The 26,593-nt window shown below is 33.3% G+C and carries 25 protein-coding genes and 1 other RNA gene; 10 read left to right on the top strand and 16 right to left on the bottom strand.

All coding sequences use genetic code 11. From position 1 onward, the window contains the following. The first annotated feature begins 8 nt into the window (after window positions 1-8). From NRK67_11355 to NRK67_11320, 8 genes are all read left to right on the top strand, one after another. Complete coding sequence (locus NRK67_11355; GenBank protein ID UUV17882.1) at window positions 9-878, top strand: YitT family protein; 870 nt, start codon at window positions 9-11, stop codon at window positions 876-878. Between the two features lie 110 nt (window positions 879-988). Continuing rightward, the gene (gene folB / locus NRK67_11350; protein ID UUV17881.1) at window positions 989-1,363 is read left to right on the top strand and encodes a dihydroneopterin aldolase; all 375 of its coding nucleotides are present in this window, start codon (window positions 989-991) and stop codon (window positions 1,361-1,363) included. After that, window positions 1,350-2,243 carry a 2-amino-4-hydroxy-6-hydroxymethyldihydropteridine diphosphokinase gene (folK, locus tag NRK67_11345; GenBank protein UUV17880.1) on the top strand — a complete coding sequence of 298 codons (894 nt, stop codon included), beginning with the start codon at window positions 1,350-1,352 and terminating at the stop codon, window positions 2,241-2,243. The genes folB and folK overlap by 14 nt, the downstream gene beginning before the upstream one ends. Continuing rightward, the gene (locus NRK67_11340) at window positions 2,233-3,246 is read left to right on the top strand and encodes a bifunctional oligoribonuclease/PAP phosphatase NrnA (GenBank protein UUV17879.1); all 1,014 of its coding nucleotides are present in this window, start codon (window positions 2,233-2,235) and stop codon (window positions 3,244-3,246) included. Before folK ends, NRK67_11340 begins: the two co-directional genes overlap by 11 nt. Then, the gene (locus NRK67_11335) at window positions 3,246-4,163 is read left to right on the top strand and encodes a penicillin-binding protein activator LpoB (protein UUV17878.1); all 918 of its coding nucleotides are present in this window, start codon (window positions 3,246-3,248) and stop codon (window positions 4,161-4,163) included. Before NRK67_11340 ends, NRK67_11335 begins: the two co-directional genes overlap by 1 nt. 1 nt (window position 4,164) lies before the next feature. Further along, complete coding sequence (locus tag NRK67_11330; GenBank protein ID UUV17877.1) at window positions 4,165-4,992, top strand: hypothetical protein; 828 nt, start codon at window positions 4,165-4,167, stop codon at window positions 4,990-4,992. Between the two features lie 15 nt (window positions 4,993-5,007). Next, on the top strand, window positions 5,008-5,325 hold the full coding sequence (gene sepF, locus NRK67_11325) for a cell division protein SepF (protein UUV17876.1): 318 nt from the start codon (window positions 5,008-5,010) through the stop codon (window positions 5,323-5,325). A 140-nt stretch (window positions 5,326-5,465) separates the two neighbouring features. Continuing rightward, window positions 5,466-6,425, top strand: coding sequence for a carbohydrate kinase family protein (locus tag NRK67_11320; GenBank protein UUV17875.1), 960 nt, complete (start codon window positions 5,466-5,468; stop codon window positions 6,423-6,425). Window positions 6,426-6,490: 65 nt separating this feature from the next. Here the strand turns inward: NRK67_11320 and NRK67_11315 are convergent, their stop codons facing one another. The 11 genes from NRK67_11315 to NRK67_11265 form a co-directional block, all read right to left on the bottom strand. Next, entirely contained in the window at window positions 6,491-7,069 is a 579-nt protein-coding gene (locus NRK67_11315; protein ID UUV17874.1) for an XTP/dITP diphosphatase, read from the bottom strand. Between the two features lie 332 nt (window positions 7,070-7,401). After that, window positions 7,402-8,130, bottom strand: a complete 729-nt coding sequence (rph, locus tag NRK67_11310) for a ribonuclease PH (GenBank protein UUV17873.1) — start codon at window positions 8,128-8,130, stop codon at window positions 7,402-7,404. 100 nt (window positions 8,131-8,230) lie between these two features. Continuing rightward, window positions 8,231-9,943 (bottom strand): ABC transporter ATP-binding protein/permease, encoded by a 1,713-nt coding sequence (locus NRK67_11305; protein ID UUV19929.1) that lies wholly within the window; start codon window positions 9,941-9,943, stop codon window positions 8,231-8,233. 46 nt (window positions 9,944-9,989) lie between these two features. Next, a complete protein-coding gene (lpxB, locus tag NRK67_11300; protein ID UUV17872.1) occupies window positions 9,990-11,060 on the bottom strand; it encodes a lipid-A-disaccharide synthase in 1,071 nt (356 codons plus the stop codon). 12 nt (window positions 11,061-11,072) lie between these two features. Beyond that, window positions 11,073-11,876, bottom strand: coding sequence for a UDP-2,3-diacylglucosamine diphosphatase LpxI (gene lpxI / locus NRK67_11295; protein UUV17871.1), 804 nt, complete (start codon window positions 11,874-11,876; stop codon window positions 11,073-11,075). After that, complete coding sequence (gene lpxA, locus NRK67_11290) at window positions 11,876-12,649, bottom strand: acyl-ACP--UDP-N-acetylglucosamine O-acyltransferase (GenBank protein UUV17870.1); 774 nt, start codon at window positions 12,647-12,649, stop codon at window positions 11,876-11,878. The genes lpxI and lpxA overlap by 1 nt, the downstream gene beginning before the upstream one ends. 11 nt (window positions 12,650-12,660) lie before the next feature. Then, window positions 12,661-13,080, bottom strand: a complete 420-nt coding sequence (fabZ, locus tag NRK67_11285; protein UUV17869.1) for a 3-hydroxyacyl-ACP dehydratase FabZ — start codon at window positions 13,078-13,080, stop codon at window positions 12,661-12,663. A gap of 25 nt (window positions 13,081-13,105) precedes the next feature. Further along, on the bottom strand, window positions 13,106-13,933 hold the full coding sequence (gene lpxC, locus NRK67_11280) for a UDP-3-O-acyl-N-acetylglucosamine deacetylase (protein ID UUV19928.1): 828 nt from the start codon (window positions 13,931-13,933) through the stop codon (window positions 13,106-13,108). A gap of 36 nt (window positions 13,934-13,969) precedes the next feature. After that, complete coding sequence (locus NRK67_11275) at window positions 13,970-16,135, bottom strand: UvrD-helicase domain-containing protein (protein ID UUV17868.1); 2,166 nt, start codon at window positions 16,133-16,135, stop codon at window positions 13,970-13,972. Window positions 16,136-16,246: 111 nt separating this feature from the next. Beyond that, window positions 16,247-17,470, bottom strand: coding sequence for a GNAT family N-acetyltransferase (locus NRK67_11270; GenBank protein UUV17867.1), 1,224 nt, complete (start codon window positions 17,468-17,470; stop codon window positions 16,247-16,249). A gap of 155 nt (window positions 17,471-17,625) precedes the next feature. Then, window positions 17,626-19,230: an oleate hydratase gene (locus tag NRK67_11265; protein UUV19927.1), complete on the bottom strand. Its 1,605-nt coding sequence runs from the start codon at window positions 19,228-19,230 to the stop codon at window positions 17,626-17,628. Window positions 19,231-19,420: 190 nt separating this feature from the next. Between NRK67_11265 and NRK67_11260 the strand changes: the two genes are divergently transcribed. Beyond that, the gene (locus NRK67_11260) at window positions 19,421-20,020 is read left to right on the top strand and encodes a DNA-3-methyladenine glycosylase (protein UUV17866.1); all 600 of its coding nucleotides are present in this window, start codon (window positions 19,421-19,423) and stop codon (window positions 20,018-20,020) included. Between the two features lie 31 nt (window positions 20,021-20,051). Here NRK67_11260 and ffs read toward each other — a convergent pair. The 5 genes from ffs to NRK67_11235 all read right to left on the bottom strand — a co-directional run bounded on the left by ffs (window position 20,052) and on the right by NRK67_11235 (window position 25,712). After that, an RNA gene (ffs, locus tag NRK67_11255) (signal recognition particle sRNA large type) lies at window positions 20,052-20,317 on the bottom strand. A gap of 82 nt (window positions 20,318-20,399) precedes the next feature. Next, a complete protein-coding gene (locus tag NRK67_11250; GenBank protein ID UUV17865.1) occupies window positions 20,400-22,571 on the bottom strand; it encodes a SpoIIE family protein phosphatase in 2,172 nt (723 codons plus the stop codon). A gap of 84 nt (window positions 22,572-22,655) precedes the next feature. Further along, on the bottom strand, window positions 22,656-23,075 hold the full coding sequence (locus NRK67_11245; protein UUV17864.1) for an ATP-binding protein: 420 nt from the start codon (window positions 23,073-23,075) through the stop codon (window positions 22,656-22,658). 171 nt (window positions 23,076-23,246) lie between these two features. Further along, window positions 23,247-25,367 carry a glycogen debranching protein GlgX gene (glgX, locus tag NRK67_11240; GenBank protein UUV17863.1) on the bottom strand — a complete coding sequence of 707 codons (2,121 nt, stop codon included), beginning with the start codon at window positions 25,365-25,367 and terminating at the stop codon, window positions 23,247-23,249. Between the two features lie 3 nt (window positions 25,368-25,370). Next, window positions 25,371-25,712 carry an STAS domain-containing protein gene (locus NRK67_11235; protein ID UUV17862.1) on the bottom strand — a complete coding sequence of 114 codons (342 nt, stop codon included), beginning with the start codon at window positions 25,710-25,712 and terminating at the stop codon, window positions 25,371-25,373. A 375-nt stretch (window positions 25,713-26,087) separates the two neighbouring features. On the opposite strand from NRK67_11235, the gene NRK67_11230 reads away from it, so the two are divergent. Then, entirely contained in the window at window positions 26,088-26,426 is a 339-nt protein-coding gene (locus tag NRK67_11230; protein UUV17861.1) for a hypothetical protein, read from the top strand. Window positions 26,427-26,593 lie beyond the last annotated feature (167 nt).

Here is a 26,593-nt window from a genome sequence, read left to right as displayed (position 1 = left end):
AAAAGGGAATGAAAAGAAAGGTAAAAACGTTGGCAATAGATTATTTTGTAATTAATTTAGGGCTTATTATAGCTGCAATAGGAATAGGGTTATTTATCGTACCTGCAAAGATAGTCAGTGGCGGGGTAACAGGAATAGCAACTATCCTATACTATACATTTAATCTATCTGTTGGAACCAGTATGCTGTTTATCAATATTCCTCTATTTTTAGTAGGGGTTAAAACTTTTGGTAAGGAGTATGGTGCAAAAACATTGTTTGGAATCATAATGTTATCATTTTATATAGACCTTTTTAGAAAGCTTGTAGGAATAGATAACGTAATAGATTTTACAAAGGGGAGTAATTTTTTATTGGCACCACTCTTTGGAGGTATTCTATTAGGAGTAGGCCTGGGACTGGTTTTAAAATTTGGTGGCAGCACAGGGGGAACAGATATTGTAGCCCAGATGGTCAATAAAATTACTAAGATACCAGTGGGTTACTGTATGATGATCAATGATACTATTATTATAACCAGTGGAATCGCTATCTTTGGAATTGAAAAAGGATTGTATGCAATCATCGCAATGTTCACAACTAACGTAGTTATCAATAAGATCTTTGAAGGTGTCGGATACACTAAGATGGTCTATATTATAAGTGATAAATACGAATTTATAAGAGATATAATATTAAAGGATATAAAAAAAGGCGGAACAGCTGTATCAGCTAAGGGACTCTATACAGATGAGAGTAAATCAATGATTATGACTGTCTTGAAAAATAAGGAGATCAGAGATCTTCAGGCTCTCATAAAACAAGTGGATCCAAGTGCTTTTATAATCATCTCAGAAGTTTATGAAGTATTAGGTGAGGGTTTTAAATCACTGGATTAGCAACGTGACGTTGCATCCAGTTAAGCGTTATTTGAGCCTTTATAATGTTTTAATTTATTGAAAAAAGTTATAATTTCCCAAATAATAATAATAACTCTTGGAGGAGAACAATGGACAAAATAATAGTAAAAAATATAAAGGCATACGGATATCACGGTGCTTTAACTGAGGAAAATATACTGGGACAAAACTTTTATGCTGATGTAACCCTATATAAACCATTACAAAGGGCAGGTCTTACAGATGACCTAAATAAAAGTATCAGCTATGTAGATGTATATTATGATGTTGAAGATATCATAAAGAATAAAAAATTTAAATTGATAGAAGCTTTAGCTGAGATGATTGCTCATACTTTATTGGTAAAATACAGTATAGAAAAGGTCGAAGTAGAGATTAGAAAACCTGGCGCTCCTATAAATGGAAGTTTTGACTATGTAGGAGTAGCAATAACCAGAGAGGCTAAAAATTATGAGATGGACTAGAGTTTATCTCAGTATGGGATCTAATATAGGAAATAAATATTACTATCTTTTAGGAGGTATTTTTGCTATATCTCAACTAAAAAAAACTAAAGTCACTGCTATTTCAAAATTTTATTCAACAGACCCAGTAGGATACTTAGATCAAGATAAATTTTTAAATTGTGCAATTGAGATAAAAACCCAGCTGCTTCCCTATGAACTTTTGAGAGAACTTCAAAGGATAGAGTTAAAGTTAAAGAGGGTCCGAAAATTCAGGTGGGGTCCTAGAACTTTAGATATAGATATTATATCCTTTGGAAATCTCAAGCTGAATAATAAGGATTTAGTTATACCTCATCCTAGATATAAGGAAAGAAATTTTGTTCTGATCCCTCTTTTAGACGTTATTAGAGATAGAGGCTACATCAGATCTATCATAGATTATAACGATAAAAGTGTCAGAGTTCAGAAAAAAGAAAAACTCCTAATCAGCAGTTGTCTTGTTGGGAAAAAAACTTCATATAAAGGTTCAGCTAATTATAATTATATTGTAGCTGAACTTCTAAAGGACAGATTTGAATTTGTAGAAACTTGTCCAGAAGTAGAGGGAGGGCTTAGTATCCCCCGCCTGCCCGCTGAAAGAAACGGTGATAGAGTAATAAATGTTGAAGGTATAGACGTCACCGATGAATTTGAGAAAGGAGCAGAAAAAGCTCTGGAAAAAGCATTAAAAAATGATATAAAACTTGCACTATTAAAAGGAAAAAGCCCGTCTTGTGGAATAGATACTATATATGATGGAACTTTTAAGAGGAATATCATTCCCGGAAATGGAATGACAGCAGACAAACTTCTGCTGAAAGGAATAGACATAATCGAGGTGAACAAGGATGAACAATAAGTTTAGTAATATATTAGAAGTTATAAAAAAAAGTAACAGAATATTAATTACAGGACATACCAGCCCTGATGGAGATGCTATAGGAAGTGGTTTGGCTCTCCTTTTAGCTCTCAACAAATTAAATGAAACTTTGAGAAAAGAAACTGAAGAGAAAGGTGAAATCTATTTAGATAAAACTTTAAGGTTTATTTTAGATGATAAAACTCCTAAAAATTTAAAGTTTTTAACCCACTCTATTCTAATCGAAGAATTTGAAAACTATAACTCAAAATATGATTTTGATCTTATGATCTGCCTTGACAGTGGTAATTTTGACAGAATTGGAAGGGTAGGAGAATTAAAGGGTGAAGATACTAAAGTTATAAATATCGATCACCATATCAGCAATGACAGGTTTGGAGACTATAACTATGTTGGAGATATTTCATCTACTTCGGAAATTTTATTCGATTTTATCAAAGAGGCTGGGATTGAACTAGACCATGGGATAGCAGAATCTCTCTACACAGGAATAGTAAATGATACCGGTAATTTTAAACATTCAAACACTACTAAGAAGGTCTTTAGAATAGCTTCCGAATTAGTGGAATATGGGGTAGAACCAAATGAAGTTATAAAGAATTTTTTCAATACTAAATCTATGGGGAAATTAAAGTTAACAGGAAGAGTTCTGTCTGACTTTAAATTTGTAGATAATCTGAAGTTGGTGTACTATTATATTAGTGAGACAGAACTAGCTGAATTAGGGGCTGGTAAAGATGATACCAGTGGTTTAGGAGAACTTCTTCTTTCATATGAAGATGCAAGTGTATCCCTCTTTCTCAAAGAGGATAAGGGTCATATCAAGGGGAGTTTCAGATCTAAATACGCTGTAGATGTAAATGCTTTGGCAGGTCTTTTCGGAGGCGGTGGTCATATTAAGGCTGCTGGATTTAAAACCGACAAAAGTTCCCATGAAATATTGGATATAATAATTAAAAATATGAGTTCAGGAGGCAAATAATGAAAAAAAAACTATTAATAGTTGCTCTATTAGCATTGACACTAGGTGCTTGTTCTAACGATGGTGTATCTAATGTAAGGAAAGATGATAAGATCCAAAGTATGAGAGATTACGATTCTGTACAAGGGGTAGTATCTCCTAAGAGAAAAGTTGTCATAGCTGAGTTTAAGAATCAGACTAGATTTGGCAGCAGAAGATTGGGAAGCAGCTTAACTGATGTTATCACTACAGAACTGGTAAAAAGTAACAGATTTATTGTTTTAGAGAGGGAAGATCTATCTAAAGTAATGCAGGAGATTAATTTTTCTAATACTCTGGGACAGGGGCAGTTAGCATCTGAAAGAAAGTTCCAGGATGCAGACTATGTTATAACAGGTGCGATCACTAAATATTCCGTAAATACAACTGGAAATAAAGGGATCGTTTCTAGCAGCAAAACTCAAAGAGCCGAGATCTCATTTGACATGAAGATGATAAATGTAAGAACTGGAGAAGTAGTTCTCTCTGATCAAGGAGAGGGTGTCTCAGACGTTGAGTATGGAACTACTTTAGGTATAGGGAGTACAGGTGGATATGATGAAGGCCTAGAACAAGAAGCCTTTAGAGCCGCAGCTATAAACGTTATGGACAACATTATAAAAACTGTCGATAAAACACCTTGGATGGCAAATGTAGCTAAGGTCTCTGGAAATAAACTTTATATCAATGCAGGTCAAAAAAGTAATGTAGAAATAGGTACAAAATTAGGTGTCTATAAACAGGGAGAAAAAATCGAATTCAACGGCAAATTCTTAGGATTTGAAGAGAATAAAGTAGGAGAAGCAAAGGTAGTAGATTATCTAGGTGAAGATGCTGCTATCTTAGAGTATAAAGGGGAAACTTTCAATATTCCTGGCGTAGTAAAGTTGATGAAGTAGTATGAAGAGGTATAAGTTATTTTTATTATTTATTCTCTTAATATTTATAGGTTGTACACCAAAAGAAGATTTTGTATTAAAAGCTACTCCCTCAATATCACCAGCTAAATTGGCGATCTTACCCATAAATAATAACACAAATGATGTAGCTGGAGGATTTATCTTCCGAGGGGTAGTTTATAATAATTTTGAACAGAATAATCGTGGATACGATATCCAGGATATAAAAAAAACCGATGAACTCCTAAATGAAGCAGGTATAACAGACGGGGGACAATTAAAATTTTTAAGACCTATCGAATTAGCTGAAATTTTAGGGGTAGACGGCCTCTTGTATATAGACTTGGATGAGTTAGATTTTATGACCTATCCCTACTATCATACCCGGTCTGTCAAAGGAACTTTTTTCCTCTATAATTTTGAAAAATTAGTATGGGTAAAACCAATCAGGGTCGCTATCAAATATTTTGGAGTCACCTCGGCACTGGATACTATTAGTGGAGCAGTCAATGGTGACTCCGATCAATTAAATGATGGTATGACTCAGGCAGGAATAGATATAGCTGTCCATCAAGGGATAAAGTTTGCAACTATTGCAGGATTTGATCATGAGCTGGCCCCAGAGATGGCTCTCGTAAGTAAAAGATTATCCAGTGTCATTCCAAAGGGAAGCCAGGCTGATCCCGTTTATGTGAAACAAAGTGAAGATGAGATAAAATATCTCCGGGAAAAAATTAGTAATAAAGAATCTATAGTCACCGATGAGATGTATATAGAGGAGAAGGAAAAAATCGAGGTGTTGGAAGAAATTATTCCAATATTAAATTAAAGAGGAAGTGACAATATGAGCGATATTATTTTTATAAAGCCTAAAAGTTTTGAAGATTCTAAAAGAATAGTAAATTATATTGTAGAAGATAAAATTTTACATATCAATTTGACTTCATCAGATAAAAAAATGTACCAAAGAGTATTGGATTTTATAAGCGGAGCAGTTTATCTAAAGGATGCAAAATTACTCAATCCTGCAGAAAATATCTATCTTTCTATACCAAAAGAAACTTCATTTTCATGGGGTGAAGAGGATGGAGAAAACAAGAGCAAGGTTAATTTAGTAGATCTAAGATATGATGAAGAAGAAGAAATAAAGCCTGTTTTTTAAAAAATTAATCATGAATAGTATAATATGCTGAAGACCTGTTAGAAAAAACAGGTCTTCAGCATATTATACGCCTTTAAATTATTTTGAAAACATGATAAAATATATAGTATTTTTTAAAATAAAGAAATAGGGAGTAGTTTATGTATAAGAAAAAAAAACCATATATCTTGGTATTTGGAGCATCAGTTGTAGACATATTTGGTATTTGTAATGTTGGAGTAAAATATAGAGTAAAAGACTCTAATCCTGGTAAAGTAAGGATGGCCTTTGGTGGTGTCTCTAGAAACATTGCAGAAAATATGGCTAGAATTGGTCTAAATACCAAGTTTATTTCTATCTTAGGAGACGATGAAAAAGGTCGTGCTATGTTGGATCATTCAGAATTAGTAGGATATGATATGGAAGATTCTCTTATTTTAGAAGGAGGGAGAACGCCCAGTTATTTAGCTATATTGGATCAATTTGGAGAGATGGTCTCAGCAGTAGCTGATATGGAAAGTATCAGTGCTATGAACACAGATTTTATTGATTCTAAATCTGATTTAATTGAAAATGCTGAATATACATTTTTAGATGCCGATGATCCCGAGAATTTAGAGTATCTCTTAAAAAAGTTTACTGGTAAAACTAAATTCATCTTAGATCCAGTATCTTCTGAAAAGGCTAATAAAATAAAACATCTAATCGGCTATTTTCATACAATAAAACCAAATAAAAATGAAGCTGAGATCTTAACTGGATTTTCTATAGATACAGATGAGGATCTAAAGAAAGCCGGAGAATATTTTTTAAATTTAGGTGTAAAAAAAGTATTTATAAGTCTTGATTCTGAAGGGGTATACTATACTGATGGAATAGCCAGTGGGAAGATCAAAGCCTGTGATGTAGTTGTTAAAAATGTAACAGGTGCAGGCGATTCATTTGTAGCCGGTCTGGGATTCGGATATATGAATGATATGGATATGGAGGAAATTGTAAAATTTTCTATGACTATGTCTATCATTACCATCTCCTATGAAGGGACCATCCATCCTGACATAGATCTTATGAAAATTGCTAAAACTATGAGGGAAGTTTCATGGGAAGAAAAGTTTATCTAAAAAAAGATCTATTGATTAAAGATCTAAAAAAAGAGGAAATTCTAACTAGAATCTCCTCTTTTTTTTTATAAATATTTATCAATCTCTGCCTGTAATTTTTTCAACGCATTAGCTCTATGACTGATCTCTTTCTTTATCTCTGGAATCTCAGCAAAAGTCTTTTTGTATTTTTCAATATAGAAATGAGGATCATATCCAAACCCATCTGTTCCACCTGGCTCTTCTACTATTACCCCTTCTACCTCTCCTCTGAAACTATGGTATTCACCATTTGGTTTTGCAAGAGTTATCACACATACAAATTTAGCACTCTTATCCTCTTTTCCCTTTAGTTCCTGGATCAATTTATTATTATTCGTCTCATCTGTAGCATTTTCTCCTGAATATCTAGCTGAATATATCCCAGGAGCTCCTCCTAGAGCCTCTACGCACAACCCACTGTCATCTGCGATAACAGGCATCCCTACAGCTTTAGCTATCTCTAAGGCCTTCTTCTGGCTATTCCCTTCAAAGGTATCTCTATCCTCTACCACATCTGGAATTGTATATCCGTCGTTTATTGAAAGTATCTCATATCCCTTTAAGATCTCAGATATTTCTTTTATTTTTTTCTTATTTCCTGTGGCTAAAAATAATTTTTTCATATTTTTTTCTCCTTATTTACATTCTAGTCTTCTTTATTGGCATTTATGATACACCAAATAAAAAGTACTCCAAACCAAAATAATATCGCTATTTCTCTAGTATTAAATATAATTGTCACCTCTCCAGCTGTTAACATCACTCTATTTTTTTATTAAAATCTAATTCAATATTTATAATTGAAACTATATTTTAATTATACCACATCAAGGAGGCATACATAAAAAATATCTCCCATAAATTAATGCAGGAGATAATTTTTCTTCTTTTTCATCTCTCTCTTTTCTTATCTATACTAAAAATAAAATTTTTGAGAGTATAAAAATTAATTTTTTTATGCTTTCTTTATTGCCTCATTCTGCATCTCAAATAATTCTTTGATTCCTTTTTCTGCCAGATCCAACAGACCATTTAATTCTTTTCTTGTAAATGTAGTTTCTTCTCCTGTTCCCTGTACTTCTACAAATTCCATCTTAGAGTTCATTATTACATTCATGTCTACATCTGCATTGGCATCCTCAGTATATTTAAGGTCTAACATCGGAACTCCACCAACTACTCCTACACTGATAGCAGCTACATTTGAGATTAATGGTGATTCTTCTAACTTACCATCTGCAATTAATTTCTTTATTGCTATAGCAAGAGCTACATACCCACCAGTTATAGAAGCTGTTCTTGTTCCACCATCAGCCTGAATAACATCACAGTCAATAGTGATACTTCTTTCACCTAATTTACCCATATCTAAACACGCTCTAAGAGATCTCCCAATTAATCTTTGGATCTCCATGGTTCTTCCACCTAATTTACCCATTGAAGCTTCTCTTCTATTTCTATCTTCAGTGGCTCTTGGTAACATAGAATATTCTGCTGTAAGCCATCCTTTACCTGATTTTTTTAAAAATCTAGGTACGCTCTCACTTACAGAAGCAGTACAAATTACCTTTGTATTTCCCATCTCTATCAATACAGATCCTTCAGCATGAATAGTGAATCCTGTTATTAAATTTACTTGTCTTAAATCTTCATTAGTTCTGTTGTCATCTCTTAAAATACTCATTATTTATTTCTCCTATATAATTTATTAATATGAGATTATATAAAATAACCTCATATTATTTTAATCCTTGATTAATCTCCCACAAAAAAGAATGAAAAGTTTATTCCTCTCCAAATTGTGTTTCATATAGCTTTTTATAGATCCCACCATGGGCTAATAGCTCCTCATGGCTTCCTGCCTCTGCTATCTTTCCTTTATCCATAACTACGATCTTGTCTGCATTGACTATTGTAGACAATCTATGGGCTATTACAAATGTTGTTCTTCCCACCATTAATTTTTCCAGAGCGTCTTGAACCAGTCTTTCAGACTCTGTATCCAGAGCAGATGTAGCTTCATCCAGGATCATAATCTCCGGATTTTTTAGGAGTGCACGAGCTATAGCTATCCTTTGTTTTTGACCGCCTGATAGTAATGTTCCTCTTTCTCCTACTTCCTGGTCATATCCATTTTCAAACTCTATTATGAAGTTATGGGCATTAGCCATCTTAGCGGCATTTATAACATCCTCTTTCGTCACTTCTCTTCCTGCACCATATAATATATTAGAATAGATAGTACCGCTAAATAAGAATGTTTCTTGGGGAACTATCCCTATATGATCTCTTAATTCTTTCACTTTCAGATCTCTTATATCCATCCCATCTATAGTTATAGAACCATCTTCAACTTCATAAAACCTGGGAATCAGATTTACCAGGGTAGTTTTTCCACTTCCACTTCTACCTACTAGTGCCACGATCTCTCCGGCATTTGCTTCAAAATTAATATCGTCTATAGCATAATCCAAATCTTTACCATATCTAAATTTTAAATCCTTAAATTTTACCTTAGGTGAAAGATCTCCATAGTCTGCAGCGCTCTCTTTCTCCACTACTTCCGGTATTTCCTCCAACAGCTCCATTACTCTGTCAGCTGATGGCATGATGGACATCAGCTCACTCCCTCTTTTAATCACTTTTTTAAGGGGCTCAAACATAAGTCCCAGTGAAGTTAAAAACGAAACAAGGTCACCAGCTGTAAAGCTGGAATCAACTATAACTTTATTTCCACCGTAAAGAAGTACTCCTACAGTTAAAGTAATCGTTACAACTTCATTTATAGGTGAAATTCTGGCCTCTACCTTCTTATTTCTATACTCAGTATTTAGTACTTCCATATTTTTTTCTTCATATTTTTTTATCTCATCCTGCTCAGTCGCAAATGCTTTTACAACTCTGATCCCAGACAGAGATTCCTGGATAAGAGAATTTAATTCCCCCCGTTGATCCTGTCTTTTTCTGGCAGTTCTCTTGATTTTTTTCAAGATTTTTTTTAAAATCATCATCATCGCAGGTAACAAAATTAAGGTCATTAAAGCTAATACCATATCAATCCTAAATAATCCTATGAGAAGTACTGTTATAGTCAAAAATTCCGGCAGGATCTGAAATATCATAAACCCGATCTTACCTAGGTTTCCTGCATCTCCACTGATCCTTGCCATTATCTCCCCCTGGGGAGTTTTATCAAAATAAGAATGACTTAATTTATGAAGATGTCTGTAGATATCCTGCTGGATATCCCTGACTACCAGCCTCGTTGTATAGGAGGAAAAAGTTTCCTTATAGTACATGGAAAAACCCTTTATAACAGTTGCAATTACTAAACCACCAGACACCAACAACAATCTTTTCATATCTTTTGCTATGAGTACATCATCCATCAAAGATTTAGATAACCATGCGGGCAATGCCTTTGTTAAACCTACTATTAAAGAAAGTATCACTATAAATACAAACCTGTATTTATAGTGCATTCCATAATCAACCATCTTTTTTAATGATGTTTTTTGAACTTTTAATTTTACTTTATTCATATTATTTTCCTTTCAAAAAGAATTTAGCGTACTTTTCTATTATATTATTTCCGCCTAGTTTTTCTATTATTTCACTTATCTGCTCCTCAAAATATTCCCTGTTATCTTCTATATTTTGTATAGCACCTAGGATGTTATCTCTATTGCATTCTCCCTGGAGGAGTTCTCTATAAACTTCCCTATCCAAAGCTAAGTTCGGCAGAGAGACATATTTTAATTTTAGTATATATTTTGCTATCAGTCCGCTCAGTCTGTCGATCTTATAGATTACAACTCCCGGTAAACCCAAGAGTGCCAATTCCAATATTACCGTTCCTGAAGCTGCTATGGCATATTTAGATTGTTTTACTACATCTTTAAGAGATAAATCATCTACAACCTCTAAGTTTTTATATCTGTTTATATCCAAGTCTACCCACTTTAAATGATCCCTTTTGGCTAATTTTAATATAAAGTTTTCATTCGCAGATCTTTCCACAACTTCCATCATTACAGGAAGTAGCTTCTGTACCTCTTTTTTTCTGCTTCCAGGAAGTAAAAGGATCTTCTCTCCCCTCTGATCTATCCGCTTGTAGATATCTAAAAATGGATTTCCGTAATAGACTACATCTATTCCGTGTTTCTTATAAAAATCCACTTCCCATGGAAATATAACCACTATATGATCTACATGTCTTAATTTTTCAACACGTTTTTCTCCCCAAACCCAAACTTTAGGCGGTATATAATAGTATATCTCTACATCCTCTACATGTTTTTTCAGAAGTTCCATAAATTTCAGATTAAATCCTCCATAATCTACTAAGATTACTTTTTTGATCTTCTCTTTTTTAATAAACTCTATATATTCATAGACTTTATTCTTTAAAAATTTATATTTTTTTAGGGCTTCCCAAATCCCCATTACAGCCAGTTCATCTATATCCTGTATAACAGTAACACCAGCTTCTTTGGAATGTTTACCTGCTACTCCAAAAAAACTGGCATTGTTGTCAATTTTATTCATTGCATTTACAAGATATGATAGGTGAAGATCCCCTGAGATCTCACCTGTCGAAACAAAATACTTCATACTGTCCCTCCTCTATACCCTAACTCCTACAATGAAAATGCTATTGTCATTTGCTAATTTTATACACTCTTCTTTATCTAAAAATAACATCCTGTCAGCTTCTGCAACTATACCCTTTCCACCGATAGATATTATTTTTTTTATGGTATCCAAACCAATGGCTGGTATATCTACCCTCATATCCTGCTGAGGCCTGGCCATCTTTACCAGGATACAGTTATCCCCTGCATATTCATAGGCCCTTTCAATAGTCTTGTCGGTTCCCTCTATACCCTCCAGGGTAATAATAGAACCATCCTTACAGACCACACACTGGCCTGCATCTATAATAGAGAGAGCCCGGGCCCCCTCTATACCTATTTTTATAGTTTTATTTTCATCTTCGTTAGGAATAGTTTTTGTATATACTCTTTCAGAGAACATCATATCTTTCATAAGATGATTTTGAGGCAGTACTTTTATACCATTTAATCTAAATAGAGAGATCACACCAAATAATAGAGTTTCATCTTTTCTATCAGGCATCCTCTTTAGAAGTTCCTCTCCTACTTCATCTAACTGAAGATCATTAAACAGTAATTTTTTTTCTACCTTTCCCAGCATAACCATCTTTTCGATATTATTAGTCAATAGATATAGGAGAATTTTTTTCATCTCACCTATATTCATCTCTACATAATTATGATGGGACTTGACCTTATCAGATACTGTATCAAATAGCCCTATTGGATATGGATCTATTCCATATTCTTTAGCAGATTCTAAAAATTTTACCGGAAGTTCTCCATTTCCTACAATAACAGCTATCTTCTCCATTATTTGATAATCCCCCTACTACTGTTTTTAACAAATTCTAAAAAGTTTTTTACACACTCATTTTCACCATATGTTTCCTCTATCTCAGCTAAAGCATCCTTCAATAACATCTTAGATCTAAATATTAACCTATATACTTTTTTTAATATAGATATATCTTCCTTTGAAAAACCTCTTCTGGAAAGGCCTACACTATTTAATCCACGAGCTACTGCACGAGATCCCTCTGCTAAAATATACGGTGGTACATCTTGAACTATCAAGGATCCTCCTCCAGTCATACTGTGAGCCCCTATGTTACAAAATTGATGTATCGGTGTTAATCCGCCTATAATTGCAAAATCTCCTACAGTTACATGTCCTGCTAAAGTTACATTGTTAGCCAAAATACAGTTATCTCCTATGATTACATCATGGGCTACATGTACATATACCATAAGCAGATTATTACTTCCTATTACAGTTTCCCACTTGTCATCTGTTCCCCTATGAATAGTTACAAACTCCCTTATTTTATTGTTGTCACCTATTATGGTCTTAGTAGGTTCCCCTTTATATTTAAGGTCTTGCGACTCCTTTCCTATGGAAGCATATGAGTAGATCTTATTATTTTTACCTATTATAGTAATTCCGTCTATTACAACATGGGATTCAATTATGGTATTATCCCCTATTACTACTTCGCTACCAATGATACTATAGGGACCTATTTCTACACCTTTACCAAGTACAGCTCCCTCCCCAATGATTGCGGTTTTATGTATGTTAGCCATGAACTTCCTCCCTACTTTTTCATAATAGCAAACATTAGATCTGCTGTGGCTACTACCTCTCCATCTACTTTTGCTACTCCTCTACCTTTTACTATAGATCTTTTAGCTTTTATAACTTCCACTTCATATACTAATCTATCTCCAGGTACTACAGGTTTTTTAAATTTTGCACTTTCAATTGAGGCAAAAAGAGGTGTAATAGGTTCATCATCTGCATTTACTAATAATCCAAGTGCTTGAGCCATTCCTTCTACTATTAATACTCCTGGCATGATTGGATAATCTGGGAAATGTCCATTGAAGAACTCCTCATTTACACTTACATTTTTGTAAGCTTCCAAAGTATTTTCACCAATTTTTGTTACTCTATCTACCAATAAAAACGGATATCTATGTGGTATTCTCTTTTTTATCTCAGCTATATTCATCATTTTTTAATCACTCCTATTTATTTAATTATTTAGTTAATAATTTTGCAAATTCTATATCCAGTGCATGTCCTGCTTTTATAGCAATTATATGACCTTTTATAGGTCTATTGATCACTTTCAAATCACCTATTATGTCCAAAATTTTATGTCTTACAAATTCATCTTCAAACCTAAGACCACCAGGGTTATCCACACCATTTTTATTGATTACTATGGCATTCTCTAAAGTTCCCCCTAGAGCCAGGTTATTTTTCCTCAAATACTCTACCTCATAGTCAAACCCAAAGGTTCTTGCTGGTGCTATCTCCTTCAAATAATTTTCTTGATTAAGATCTATCTCCAACATCTGTGTTTTTAAGAATGTATGATCAAATTTTATTGTATAGGTTATTTTAAATCCATCGTAGGGTAATCCTACAACATGCTTGTCACCTTTAGTCAGGTATACCGGCTCTTTTATCACCAGCTCCTCTATCTCAGAATCTAAATCACAAGTTCCTGTATCTCTTATTAATTCCCCGAATATTTTGGCACTCCCGTCTCCAATGGGCAATTCATTACCATCTATTTCTACCATTAAGTCTGTTATTTCAAATATGGCTAATGCCGATAAAAAATGTTCGATAGTATGAATTTTGGCATCATATTTATTTTTTAAATTTGTTCCACGAGTCAGATCAAAGGTATTTTCTAAGTTCATTATTACCTCATTCTCTCCCTTTTTTAGATCTATCCTTTTAAATATAATTCCAGTTTTCTCTGTAACCGGTATTAATTTTATCTTTATCATTTCACCCTTATGAAGACCTATCCCCTCATAGGTTATCTCTTTCGCAATGGTTTTTCTTCTCATATTTTCTCTCCCTGCAGCATTTTTCATTGTAGTTTTTTATTCTTTTATTAAAAACTTTTCAGCTAGAACCAATGGCAGTTTTTTATCCCCATCTCTAAATCTAATTACAAGTCTCTTCCCTGCTTCTACGTCTTTTATAATCCCAGTACCAAACTTCTTATGGGTTACCCTTTCACCAATTTTAAAGGGTGATTTTTCATCCACTTTAAAGTCTGCTTTTGTGATTAAGTTTAACCCTCCTAATTTGCTTTCCTTCTTTTTAGGAGCAACCTTTGCTTTATTTATATAATCCACATACCTGTCATCTATTTCCTTTAAAAACCTGGATGGATCTCTCATATATGAAATTCTTCCATATACCATCCTTTCAGATGCATGGGAGATATGTAATTTTTCCTCAGCACGGGTTATAGCTACATAGCAGAGCCTTCTCTCTTCCTCTAGATCCTCATCGGAAAAATCAGCTTTAGAACTAGGAAATAATTCATCTTCCATCCCTACTAGGAAAACTATTGGAAACTCTAACCCTTTAGAGTTATGAATTGTCATTAATTTTACATAGTCTGTATCTTCTTCTAAATCGTCTGTAGCTGCTACCAATGCAGTTTGTTCTAAAAATTCTCCTACACTTATGAAACCTTCATATTGTTCTGAATCTTCCATCTCCTGTATCGAAGTTCGAAGTTCCCTTACATTATCCATTCTCGCTTCAAATTTTTCATCGTAAGTAGTTAAATAGTTCATATAATTAGTTCCCTCTAAGATCATATCATATATCTCTGAGGCTGTTAGAAATTGGCTTTCTTCCATTATATTTTTTAACATCTCATACAGTCTAAGTACAGTTACTTTTATAGCTGATCCTAGTTTAGTTTCCTCTATCCTACCCATGGCTTCAAAGAATATTATCTCATTTTCATCGGCAAAATCTCTGATTTTTTCAATGGTTTTTGCTCCAATTTTTCTTTTTGGAACATTGATTATCCTAAATAAACTAACAGTATCTTTAGGGTTATTTATTACTCTCATATAAGAAAGTATATCCTTTACTTCTACCCTCTGATAGAACTGCATCCCGCCAAATATTTTATAGCTTATTCTATGTCTTAAAAAAGCTTCCTCAAATACCCTTGACTGTGCATTGGTTCTGTATAAAACAGTATAATCTTTATATGATCTACCGTTATTTTTCCCCTTTATGATCTCCTGTAATATATAATCTGCCTCTGCTCTTCCATCTGATGCAGAAAAAATCTCAATCAAGTGACCTTTTTCCTTCTCAGTCCAGAGATTTTTACCTCTGGAAGTTGTATTTAATTTAATAATACTGTTTGCAGCTCCCAATATATTCTGAGTTGATCTATAATTTTGCTCTAATTTTACTACCATAGCATCTTTATATTCCTTCTCAAAATCCAGAATATTTCTTATGTTGGCTCCTCTAAATCCATATATACTCTGGTCTTCATCTCCAACCACACATATATTTTTATGTTTTTTAGCTATCTTGGTTATTATCTGATACTGAATATTGTTGGTATCCTGGTATTCGTCTACCATTACATATTCATATCTACCCTGTATCTTCTCTAAGACTTCCGGGTCATCCAATAATTTATTGGTATTTATAAGTAGATCGGCAAAGTCCATAGCGTTATTTTTTATAAGTTCCTCAGCATATTTTTCATATACAGCTGCTACAACTCTTGTATCGGCATTATAAACATCTTTAGATACGTCTGCCGGTTCCTCTCCGTCTTCCTTATATTTAGATATTTTAGAAACTACAGATGCTGGTGTTAACTGCTTATTAGTCACTACCAGTTCCTTCATCAGTCTGCCTACTAATTTTTTCTGATCATCTGCATCATAGATATTAAAATTAGCATCATAACCTAATTTTGTAGCATATACCCTGAGCAGTCTGACTCCAAATGAATGAAATGTAGAGACCATAACCTTCTTAGCATCTAAGCCGATTAAACTCTCTACCCTTTCTCTCATTTCTTTAGCAGCCTTATTTGTAAATGTTACAGCCAGGATCTTATATGGACTGATACTTTTTTCCAGCACCATATGAGCTATTCTATATGTAACCGTTCTTGTCTTCCCGCTTCCTGCTCCTGCTAAGATCAGTAGTGGTCCATCTATTTTTTCTGCTGCTTTTCTCTGTTCATTATTCAATCCGTTTAATATACTCATAATTCACACCCTACACTCTTTTTTACACTCTTTTAAAGTATATCATATCTCTTTTTCTATTTCAATTTATCGTAAAACAGACCTTACAATTGATCTATTTCAATTAAAATTTTATATGGTACAATCCATATGGATTGTTACATCCCCTACATCTTCAAATCTATTTAAGATGGAGTATTTTATATCATCAGATAGTTCGTGTCCCTCATGAATAGTCATCTTCCCATCTAATCTAATATGCAACGAGAGATAGACCATATTTCCCGATGTTTTCATCCTTATATCATGAGCATTTTCTATATATCCAAATGAATTTACATATCTGTCTACCTCTTCTATTAATTTTCTGTCCTGTATATCCATTAAATTATTAGAAGTCTGAAAAATTATATGTAATCCTTCCTTACCGATGATCAGACCTACCACTATACTGAGCAGGAGGTCAAATATTGGATTTACATAGATCGACAGTAATATCCCTACTAAAACTCCTACAGAAGACAATACATCACTCTTATGCTCCCTGGCATCGGCTAAAACAGCATCATTTTTTATTCTAACCCCTATATTATATTTATATCTATACAATACATACTTAACAGCTATGGAAATAAGCACAATAACCAAGGTTATATTCTCTGGAATCAGACGCACTGTTTCCCGCATATAATCCAGTACATTCTCCATAATCAAACTATATGCAGTAATCACCAGTATTACACCGATTATATTCCCGGCTATACTCTCTAATTTCCCATGCCCATAGGGATGGTCTTCATCTGCCGGCTTGTTTCCCAAATATATCCCTACTAAAACTACTACAGATCCTACTATATCTGAAACAGAATGAAATCCATCGGCTACCAAGGCCTTACTTTTTCCAAGCATCCCAAAAAATATCTTTATCCCTGCTAAAAACATATTGATTCCAATAGACAGGACAGTACTTCTTACCCCGTCCCTCTTTCTTTTTTCCCTGGCTGTAAGACCATCTATTTTATATAGGTTTCCAGACCACTCTTTGAAGCCCACCTTTTTAAAAAATATGGCATTTTCTAAATATCTGTCTAAATATACCTCATCTACTCCCTTAGCAGAGAGATAATTTTTAATAAATTCTATTAACCTGGTTCCAAAAGAACTATACCTTCGTTCTTCTTTAATGAATATATCCTTCAAAATTTTATCTTTTCCCAATACGGCATACCCTATAATTTCTTCTTCGAATAAGATTATAAATGCCCTATCATCTGAATCTATCATAATATCAGGATTCAACCCTTTTAATCTTTCTGTAAATTTTTCTAACGTTTTTCCTTTTAATATTCTATACATCTTCCCTCCTCCATATAGAGTTGTTTTTAGTTAATATATTATAATACAAATCTTAAATTTACTCCAATTTATATTAAAAAGCCAATGGATTCCCATTGACTTTTTATTTCAATACCTAAAAACTGGGTTATTTTAAATCACTTTCTATAATTTGCCTACCTGCTTATTGCTTTCATAGCTTTTATCAGTACCTGTGGCTTATTAATTGAATCATAAACAGGCAATACTTCTTTTCCAGTTTCAAAGAGCCCGTAAACTGCCGTTTGTGCACATCGGACAGAGTATTCAACTGTAAACACACAATCTTTTGGAAGTTCTGTAAACTGCCCTAAAAAAGCGAAGTTTTTTGCTCCTTCCGGCAACACCTTAGGACGATCCCCCCTTGCACGGGGCATGAATAAACTGTCGATAAACGGCATAGCTACTGGAATACAATTAACTAACCCTGAATTTACAATAGGTTTCATTAGGTCTTGAATTTTTAGATGATACCATAATTCTTCAAGGATCTCCTCACCGTTACACTCAGACATTTTTTTCTTTATATAATTCCCCACTTTGTCAGGGTATAAACCATATCCCCAGAAAATCTTTACGTCCTCCGGTTGATTGGAAAAATGCGGCTGACGGGCAATTACAATTGACATCAACCAGTTAGAATCTGTCATAGTTACCAAACCGCCAGTTCCGTCTATGTTCCCAGAAAATTTTTCCATATAATCATGAAATGTTTTATCTTTCAGTGTGGCAGTAAATGAATACCATTTCTGTAAATCGATATTATCACTAAAAACTCCCGGGTTACCAAATTCTTTGTCTTTTTTTGCTATTTTTTCCCAAAGCATCCATGACCCTGAAGTTGATTTATTTTTTAAAACTGGAGGTTTTGTCCAAGAACCATTGTCCGTGCTTTCTGTGATAGAACCATTAGTTATAAATACATAATCATTTTCCTTCAAGATAATCTCATCTTTTTTTCTATTTTTATCAAAAACATGTAAAACCTGAGCTTTTTTCCCGTCAGCAGAAATATTAAAGTCAATATCTACGACCTGTTTTTCCATCTCAAACTGAACTCCCCTTTCGTGAAGATATCGTTTAAGGGGTATAACATCCGATTGATATTGATTATACTTAGTACGCATAATCCCTCCAAGTCTAGGCAGCCCATCTACCAGATGTATAAAACGTCTCATGTAACGCCTCATCTCTGCTAAACTACTCCATTTTTGAAACGCAAACATCGTTGTCCATAGTTTCCAGTAATTGGTTTCAAAAAATTCATCTTCAAACCAGTCTTCAATTCGTTTATTATCTATTAACTTTTCAGGTGTAAGTGTCAACTTTAATAAAGCAATCTTTTCTTTTAATGAAAGTCCGAAAGATGTGAGATCCATTTTTTCTCCATTTTTAAGCAGGCGAGCTTTTGCATTTGAAACAAATTTAGAACTAAATTCAAAGGATTCATCTTTAACAGAAATATTTGGGTCATCATAGGATGGTATATTAGATAAAAGATCCCAATAACATTCAAAATGCTCCTCATGCATCCTTCCCCCACGAATAATAAATCCTTTTTCTGGATCTCCTATACCATCAAGGGCCCCTCCTAAAATATTATCCTGCTCCAATATATGGATATTTTGTCCGGGTACCTCAGCATCTTTTATTAAATAAACTGCACTTGCTAAGGATGCTATCCCACTCCCTATAAGATATATCTTTGAATTCTCTGGATTTTTATTCTTTTCTCTTTGCATCATTCTCCCCCCCTTTTTAAGATTATTATTTAATTTAACGTCTATGCTAAACTCAACATCTACTATATAGATATTTCAAAATAACAATAAAAAATCCTTTTATTTAAATAACCAAAACAGATTAAAAAAAGTACAGGAGAAGGAAAGATGATTTTATGCAGTAAGTAAAAAATAAAAAGGGGTGAACAAATTGAAAAAGGCAGTGGTTTTAAATAAATTTTTTTATATCCGGGATGGACATTCACTGGCAAGGGAGCTTTTGGGAAAGGTTCTCGTCAAAAAGACAGGAAAAAATATCATGAGAGGTAGAATTGTAGAAACAGAAGCATATCTTGCTCCTAAAGACAGAGCTTCCCATGCATATAATAACAAATTAACAAAACGAACAAAAACCATGTTTATGGAAGGGGGTTACTCCTATGTTTACCTCATATACGGCATCTATGCCTGCTTTAATGTCGTTGCAAACCGTAAAGGTATTCCACATGCTGTTTTAATCAGAGCTTTAGAACCATTAGATGGTATAGAATTCATGTATGAAAACAGAAATCCAAAAACAGATCGTGAACTTTTAAACGGACCTGGGAAATTATGCCAGGCATTTAATATAAGTATAAACGACAATGCCTGTGACTTGACGACTCAGGAAAATTTATGGATAGAAGATGACGGCTATAAACCAAAATTCATAGTCGACTGCAGAAGAATTGGAATAGAATATGCAAAAGAGTACAAAGAAAAACTATGGCGTTTTTATATTAAAAACAATAATTTTATCTCTCGTAAATAAAATATTTATATTTTTGGGTAAAAAAAAAGGGCCGTACATCGACCTTCGAAAACATTCCAACCACACGGCACCCAATCAGAAAACTCAAACAAAGCTACCCTATAACACCCAAAATAACCAACTTAGTGCTGCTTCCTTCCGGATCTGACACGGTTCACTGGCATTTCGCCGTATAGGACTTTACTCTCAACATCTTCTAAAAGGACCTGCTATGACAGATTGATCCTCAGGTCGACTTCACCTCTACTAAAGCGGATTGTAGATTACAAGGCACCGCTAGCTCCCCAGTTAGTACGACAAAATGAGTATATCATGGTTTTTATATTAATGCAAATTAATTTCCCATATTTACTCTGTTTCTAACGAAAATGATATCTTTTTATACATTCCCGTTATATTTTAGTATAACCATTGTAATATCATCAGATTGTTCTGCTCCATCAACAAATCCTTTAATATCCTCTTTAATTATTTTTTCAATATTATATACCTCTCTCTTATCTTTTTTCATCTCCGACAATACTTTTTTAAGCCTCCTTTCAGAATATTGTTTATTGTCTTTATTCATCGCTTCTGTTACACCATCAGTATAGAGGTATAAAACATCTCCATTTTCAAGTTTTAAATTTGCTCTCTTGAATTCAAATCCCGGTATTCCTCCAATAACAAAGTTCTTTTCCAAAGATAAATACTCATATTCATGTTGACCTTTTCTACAGATTAACGGTGGATTATGACCTGCATTTGAATACTCTACTTCTCCTGTTTCTATATTTAATATACAAATAAACGCTGTAACAAATAAGCATTCATCATTATCTTCTACAAGCATATTATTTACATTAAATAATATCTCCTCGGCAGAAATCCCTCTTAAAGCTTCATTTTTCATTAAGGTTTTAGCAATAACCATAAATAATGAAGCAGGTACTCCTTTACCGGATACGTCTGCAATAGAAAAACAAAGCTTATTTTCGTCGATTAAAAAGAAATCATAATAATCTCCTCCAACTTCTTTTGCTGGTTCCATACTGGCAAAAATATCAAATTCTTTTCTAGCAGGAAAAGGGGGAAAAATTCTTGGAAGCATACTTACTTGTATTCTTTTTGCAATTTCAAGTTCACTTTCAATTTTTTCTTTAGCTGCAGTTGTCTCCTTTAATTCATGTATATATAATTTGAGATCCTTTGTCATTTTATTAAATGACTCAGAAAGGACCTGTATCTCATCACCTGTATTAATTTTAATATTATGATCCAGATTCCCTGTTCCTATAAGTTCCACATAATTTGTAAGTTCAATAATTGGGTTTGAGAGTTTATCGGACATTTTTCTTCCGATAAATATTATTATTATTATTATTATTAGATATGCAATCACCATATTTATCTGGGCACTGTTAACTGCCCTGTCAATATCAGCATCGGTTTGTTCATGAATTTTTCCAAAGGTATTTCCAACTATATCTGCACTGGCAATTATTTTATCCGCTGGAATTTCAACAGCAAGACTCCACCCGGTACTAGAAATCGGTGCATAAGCTAAATCTTTTTCTCTGCCATTATTATCATAATATCTATCAAACCCTGTTTTTCCGGAGATCATTTTTTTTATTATTTTTCTATAGTCTTCATTCTCACTTTCCAATAAATTATAACTACTTTCATAAGTATATTGTATTTTTTTTCCTGAATATGCAATTACTTTACCCTCTTTGTCAATTATATATGCAGTCCCTATATCCTCTACCTGAGTATTTATTATTTCTAATAATGATTTAATAGTTATATCAGAAGCAACAACACCTATGAAATTTTCCTTATTATCGTATACTGCTTTGTAACAGGTCACAATTAGTTTTTTATTTATATCATAATTACGGGAAGGAAAAGGCGTTGCATCTATATATGGTGTTGTCCACCCGATTTCTTTTGTCTTTAGCGCGTCTCTATACCATCCTCTTTTTCTTGGGTCATAACTCCTGGCTATCGTCGACCTCCAGGGGAAGCCTTTATATACTCCATCCTTTGTCCCCATATATACTGACAATAAATTACTATCATTTGAATAGATCGGTCTGAAAACATAATCCATATTACTCAAAAGATCTATCTGCTCCTTCATAATATTTCTAGAGATCCCCGGAGGTAAAGTTACAACTGAAACATTCTGAGAATTTTCAGGTTCCTCATCACTATAATATGTGTCTATATGTTTAAACATAGTTGGATCGGAAAAAATAACTTTTGCATACTCACCCATAATATTAATACCAGATTCTACTTTGTCAAATAAAGAATCAGTATGATCAGCCTGAGATTTCACAAGTGCACGCATATACCCTTCAGTATCCGATCTTAGCATTTTTCTACTCTTTGAAATGGATCCTTCCCAAAGTTCCTTACTTGACTTCAAGGAAGCCTTCGCTTTCACCTTTATATCTATACTGGTAATCAATAAAAATATAAGCAGAGAAATAGAAGTCATCCCCAATAATAATGACAGTATTTTTGTTTTTATTGTTTTTTTATTGATTTTATTTACAGACATTTTAACCAACTCCAATTTTCATACTTACATCAATAATATAGATTTTTTTAGGTCAGAAAACAACTTATCGATAAAAGAAATAATTTAAAGCAGTTTTTTTGTCAGAGTAAGTATATTTTTTCCACCTTCCCTTTTATAATCAACTGTATCCATAATATTTTTAATTATGAAAATCCCAAGTCCCCCAACCCTTCTTTCTTCTACGGGCAGTGTAATATCAGGATCCTCTTTTTGAAGGGGATCGAAGGCAGTTCCTGTATCACTTATTTCTATAAGAATCGTATCATTGTTTATGGTTTCGCAATCAATTTTAAGCTCTCCACTTTCTTTAGTGTATGCATAATTTATAATGTTTATCAATGCTTCTTCGCTAACTAATCTCAGTTGATAATCTACTTTTCCATTATCAACTATTGCCTTAGTTTCTAAAAGAATAAACTGTATCATCTCTTCGAGGTTATCCATACCTACCTTGAATTTTTTTTTAGACATATTTATCACCATATATTTTTTTAGAATAAACACAATATTTCCCACCAATTTACCAATAAAATTTTAGCCTTTTAATAAATTCAGTAACAACAATAACTTCTAGAAGAATATATACATAGTTGAGAACTTCATCGTTTTTTTCAGAAGTGAATTCTAACTTTCTAATTCTATCTACTTTCTCAATCAATCCTTCTTTTTTGAAATTAAGACAATTACAGATCTAGACCCCACTAAGATTTTATTTTGATCTTTTAATTTTTTCTCTTCTCCCTGAGTCCAAAAATCTTCTCCACTGGGCATATCTGTATTGGCAGCTACATACCAACATTTCCCCCTTGGAAGCACTGGAAGTTCAAATATATGCATCTTCCAATGGGAATTCATAGCCATATAAATAAATTCATCCTCCTCAGTTTTATATTTTTCAGCAGATCCGCAAAACATCACTGCTATCGTATGCGATAGAGAATCACAATTATAATCCCAGGCTTTGGTTCCATGCCATGAAATTTCAGGATACCCTGTGTCAGTGTGATAGCTGTCGAATCTGGTAACCCTTAAAACAGGATGTGTTTTTCTAAATGCTATTATATTTTTAAAATACGAAAAAAGATCAGAATTATCTGTTACTTTATCCCAATTTAACCATGAAATCTCATTGTCCTGACAGTAAGCATTGTTATTTCCAAACTGGGTATTCCCAATTTCATCCCCTGAGAGCAACATTGGAATACCACGACTTACGAGCAATAATGTCACCGCATTCTTTATTTGTTTTTTTCTCAAAAAATTAATATCCGGATCATCTGTAGGTCCTTCCCACCCACAATTCCAGCTTTCATTATCATCCCCTCCATCACAATTGCCTTCTCCATTTGCAATATTATGTTTTTCATTGTATGAAACAAGGTCCATCATGGTAAATCCATCATGACAAGTGATAAAATTTATAGAAGCAGTGGTTCCTCTATTTTCCAGTCCATATAGATCAGGTGATCCCTGAATCCTTTGAATTACTTCTTTGACCACTTGTTTATCTCCCTTTAAAAATTTTCGAATATCATCTCTAAACTTTCCATTCCACTCTGCCCACCTTCCCCAAGAAGGAAATGATCCTACCTGATACAAACCACCAGCATCCCATGCTTCTGCAATAAGTTTACATTTTCCTAAAATCGGATCAAATGCCAGTGTTTCAAGTAGCGGTGGATTTGCCATGGGTACCCCATTTTGATCCCTTGAAAGAATAGACGCAAGGTCAAACCTAAATCCATCGATATGATATTCAGATGCCCAATACCTCAAACAATCCAATATCATATTTCTGACTATGGGATTATTACAATTTAGTGTATTTCCACATCCGCTAAAATTATAGTAGTGGCCTTCTGGAGTCAGTAAGTAATAAGTTTTATTGTCATGTCCTTTAAAGGAAATATAAGGTCCACTCTCATTCCCTTCAGCTGTATGATTAAAGACAACATCAAGAATAATTTCAATACCATTTTTATGTAATTCTTTTACGAGGTTTTTCAATTCATCAACTTCCATTCCAAACTTGCCTGTTGCAGCATAACCAGTTTTTGGTGCAAAAAATCCTACAGTACTATACCCCCAATAATTCATCAATTTTTCCCCATTTTCCTTTGAAACCCTTGAATTTTCAAATTCATCAAATTCAAATACAGGAAGGAGTTCAATACAGTTAATTCCCAGTTCTTTCAAATAAGGTATTTTTTCAATAATAGCAGCATAAGTTCCAGGATACTTTACCTTTGAAGTCGGATCTTTTGTATAACCTCTCACATGTAATTCGTAAATAATCAGGTCTTTTATATCCAGTTCAAGAGGTTTTTCACCCTCCCATTCAAAATCATCAAAAAATATTCTCGATCTATGTTGAAAAGGATCAATCCAATCTGGTTCTATACCCCAAATTTCCCTTCCTCCGGCAGCTTTTGCATATGGATCCATCAATATTTTTTCTTTGTTGTATAGATGCCCCTCTGTAGGATTATGCGGCCCGTCCACTCTGTATCCGTATTCAATATTTTCAAATTCAAGATCAAAAATAGTCATAGCAAAGACATTTCCAATTCTAAATTCTTCAGGAAATGGTATTACTGCAAAGGGTTCTTTTTCTTTTCTCTTGAATAAAACTAATTCACAGCTGGTTGCATACCTTGAAAATATGGAAAAATTAACTCCTTCTGGAACGATGGTTGCTCCAAAAGGTAATGCTCTACCTCTTCTAAACTTTATTCCATCTTGTTGGTGGGTTGGAAAAACATCTATTCTTAACATTTTTTACTCTCCTTTTTGCAAGAACTCAAAAGCCTCACCTATAGTATTAAAAGATTTGAAAATATTTCCAAAGCCTGTCATTTCCATCACATCACCGACTTCTTCGTTCATTTCTACAAGCACTCCATTCCCACCCTTTGATTTTAGTGTTTTTGCTATTATCATCAAAACTCTCAAACCTGCACTTGACACATATTCACAATTTTTCATATTAATAATCAGGCTTGTATTCTCATCTAACTTCTCTATAATCTCATCTTTTGCCGAAGGTGCAGTATTTCCATCGAGTCTTCCAATAAGACTGACAATATCAATATTTTCTTTTTTCTCAAAATTAAGTTTCATTTTATTCCCCCCTTATTGCGGAATTAATGTTGCACATATTTTAAATTTATAGTTTATTTTTGGTAATTTTGAAATAACTCTATAATATATATTTCATTATAAATTTAAGGTTGTCAAATAAATATCCTCCCCCTTTATCTGAGGTGGTATAACTTTTCTTTAGCAGAAAACATAAAAAAGGCCAATATGTCAATTTTTACAATGAAAACTGAATATAATAAAGATTTATAGGATTATAATATTTAAAACAAGTATATATTTTAAAAGGATACTGAAAATTTTAAAGTCTTATTACATTTTTTTTATAAAATTGTAAAAAAAACAGGATTAAATAATAATTATGTGTATATCTTAAAACAAGGAGGGGATGAAGTTATGTTGGAGATAAAAAAAACAATAATTGTTGATAAATCATTTTTTTTCAATGGTATTTCAACGAAAGGAGATGAAATTTATCTTTCCTATGTATTAAAAGCACATTTAGCAGAAAATAATGAAATTTTTTTGGAAGGGATAGGAATTACAGGGGTGGTAAATTTAAATTTGATATCCAAGCAAAGAGAGGTAATCGAAACAAATCTAAGAGATCATATAGAACTTTCTAAAAGCAGCAGCGAATATAAAGCATTTTGGGAAGAGGGGGCTAGGAAATGTGAAGAAGCATTGTCTTCACTAAACAATATTGAAAAAATATTAGACAAATACGTTGAATAAACATTATATAATAAAAAAAGAGGGAAAACCTCTTTTTTTATTGCTTAAATTATGAACCACATATATCATACTTTGTTTTTTTATTTAAAACTTATATACGAAATAATACTATTTTTTGATTACAAAAAAAGGCTGTTATGATATAATAATTTTGTAAAAGAGAGCAA

This window comes from Fusobacteria bacterium ZRK30 (assembly GCA_024628785.1).
Taxonomy (GTDB): domain Bacteria; phylum Fusobacteriota; class Fusobacteriia; order Fusobacteriales; family Fusobacteriaceae; genus Psychrilyobacter.
The sequence above is the reverse complement of the archived record's forward strand: the minus strand, read 5'-3'. Positions and strand labels throughout refer to the sequence as shown.

Coding starts and splice junctions, on each gene's coding strand:
- lpxA (UUV17870.1), bottom strand. CDS start 12,649: ATGGCTAACATACATAAAACCGCAATCATTGGGGAGGGAGCTGTACTT.
- lpxI (UUV17871.1), bottom strand. CDS start 11,876: ATGGAGAAGATAGCTGTTATTGTAGGAAATGGAGAACTTCCGGTAAAA.
- NRK67_11340 (UUV17879.1), top strand. CDS start 2,233: ATGAACAATAAGTTTAGTAATATATTAGAAGTTATAAAAAAAAGTAAC.
- NRK67_11245 (UUV17864.1), bottom strand. CDS start 23,075: ATGGTGATAAATATGTCTAAAAAAAAATTCAAGGTAGGTATGGATAAC.
- NRK67_11235 (UUV17862.1), bottom strand. CDS start 25,712: ATGAAACTTAATTTTGAGAAAAAAGAAAATATTGATATTGTCAGTCTT.
- NRK67_11230 (UUV17861.1), top strand. CDS start 26,088: ATGTTGGAGATAAAAAAAACAATAATTGTTGATAAATCATTTTTTTTC.
- NRK67_11355 (UUV17882.1), top strand. CDS start 9: ATGAAAAGAAAGGTAAAAACGTTGGCAATAGATTATTTTGTAATTAAT.
- NRK67_11330 (UUV17877.1), top strand. CDS start 4,165: ATGAAGAGGTATAAGTTATTTTTATTATTTATTCTCTTAATATTTATA.
- NRK67_11275 (UUV17868.1), bottom strand. CDS start 16,135: ATGAGTATATTAAACGGATTGAATAATGAACAGAGAAAAGCAGCAGAA.
- NRK67_11335 (UUV17878.1), top strand. CDS start 3,246: ATGAAAAAAAAACTATTAATAGTTGCTCTATTAGCATTGACACTAGGT.
- lpxB (UUV17872.1), bottom strand. CDS start 11,060: ATGAAGTATTTTGTTTCGACAGGTGAGATCTCAGGGGATCTTCACCTA.
- NRK67_11305 (UUV19929.1), bottom strand. CDS start 9,943: ATGGTTGATTATGGAATGCACTATAAATACAGGTTTGTATTTATAGTG.
- NRK67_11250 (UUV17865.1), bottom strand. CDS start 22,571: ATGTCTGTAAATAAAATCAATAAAAAAACAATAAAAACAAAAATACTG.
- sepF (UUV17876.1), top strand. CDS start 5,008: ATGAGCGATATTATTTTTATAAAGCCTAAAAGTTTTGAAGATTCTAAA.
- lpxC (UUV19928.1), bottom strand. CDS start 13,933: ATGAGAAGAAAAACCATTGCGAAAGAGATAACCTATGAGGGGATAGGT.
- NRK67_11265 (UUV19927.1), bottom strand. CDS start 19,230: ATGCAAAGAGAAAAGAATAAAAATCCAGAGAATTCAAAGATATATCTT.
- glgX (UUV17863.1), bottom strand. CDS start 25,367: ATGTTAAGAATAGATGTTTTTCCAACCCACCAACAAGATGGAATAAAG.
- rph (UUV17873.1), bottom strand. CDS start 8,130: ATGAGTATTTTAAGAGATGACAACAGAACTAATGAAGATTTAAGACAA.
- folB (UUV17881.1), top strand. CDS start 989: ATGGACAAAATAATAGTAAAAAATATAAAGGCATACGGATATCACGGT.
- fabZ (UUV17869.1), bottom strand. CDS start 13,080: ATGATGAATATAGCTGAGATAAAAAAGAGAATACCACATAGATATCCG.
- NRK67_11270 (UUV17867.1), bottom strand. CDS start 17,470: ATGTATAGAATATTAAAAGGAAAAACGTTAGAAAAATTTACAGAAAGA.
- folK (UUV17880.1), top strand. CDS start 1,350: ATGAGATGGACTAGAGTTTATCTCAGTATGGGATCTAATATAGGAAAT.
- NRK67_11320 (UUV17875.1), top strand. CDS start 5,466: ATGTATAAGAAAAAAAAACCATATATCTTGGTATTTGGAGCATCAGTT.
- NRK67_11315 (UUV17874.1), bottom strand. CDS start 7,069: ATGAAAAAATTATTTTTAGCCACAGGAAATAAGAAAAAAATAAAAGAA.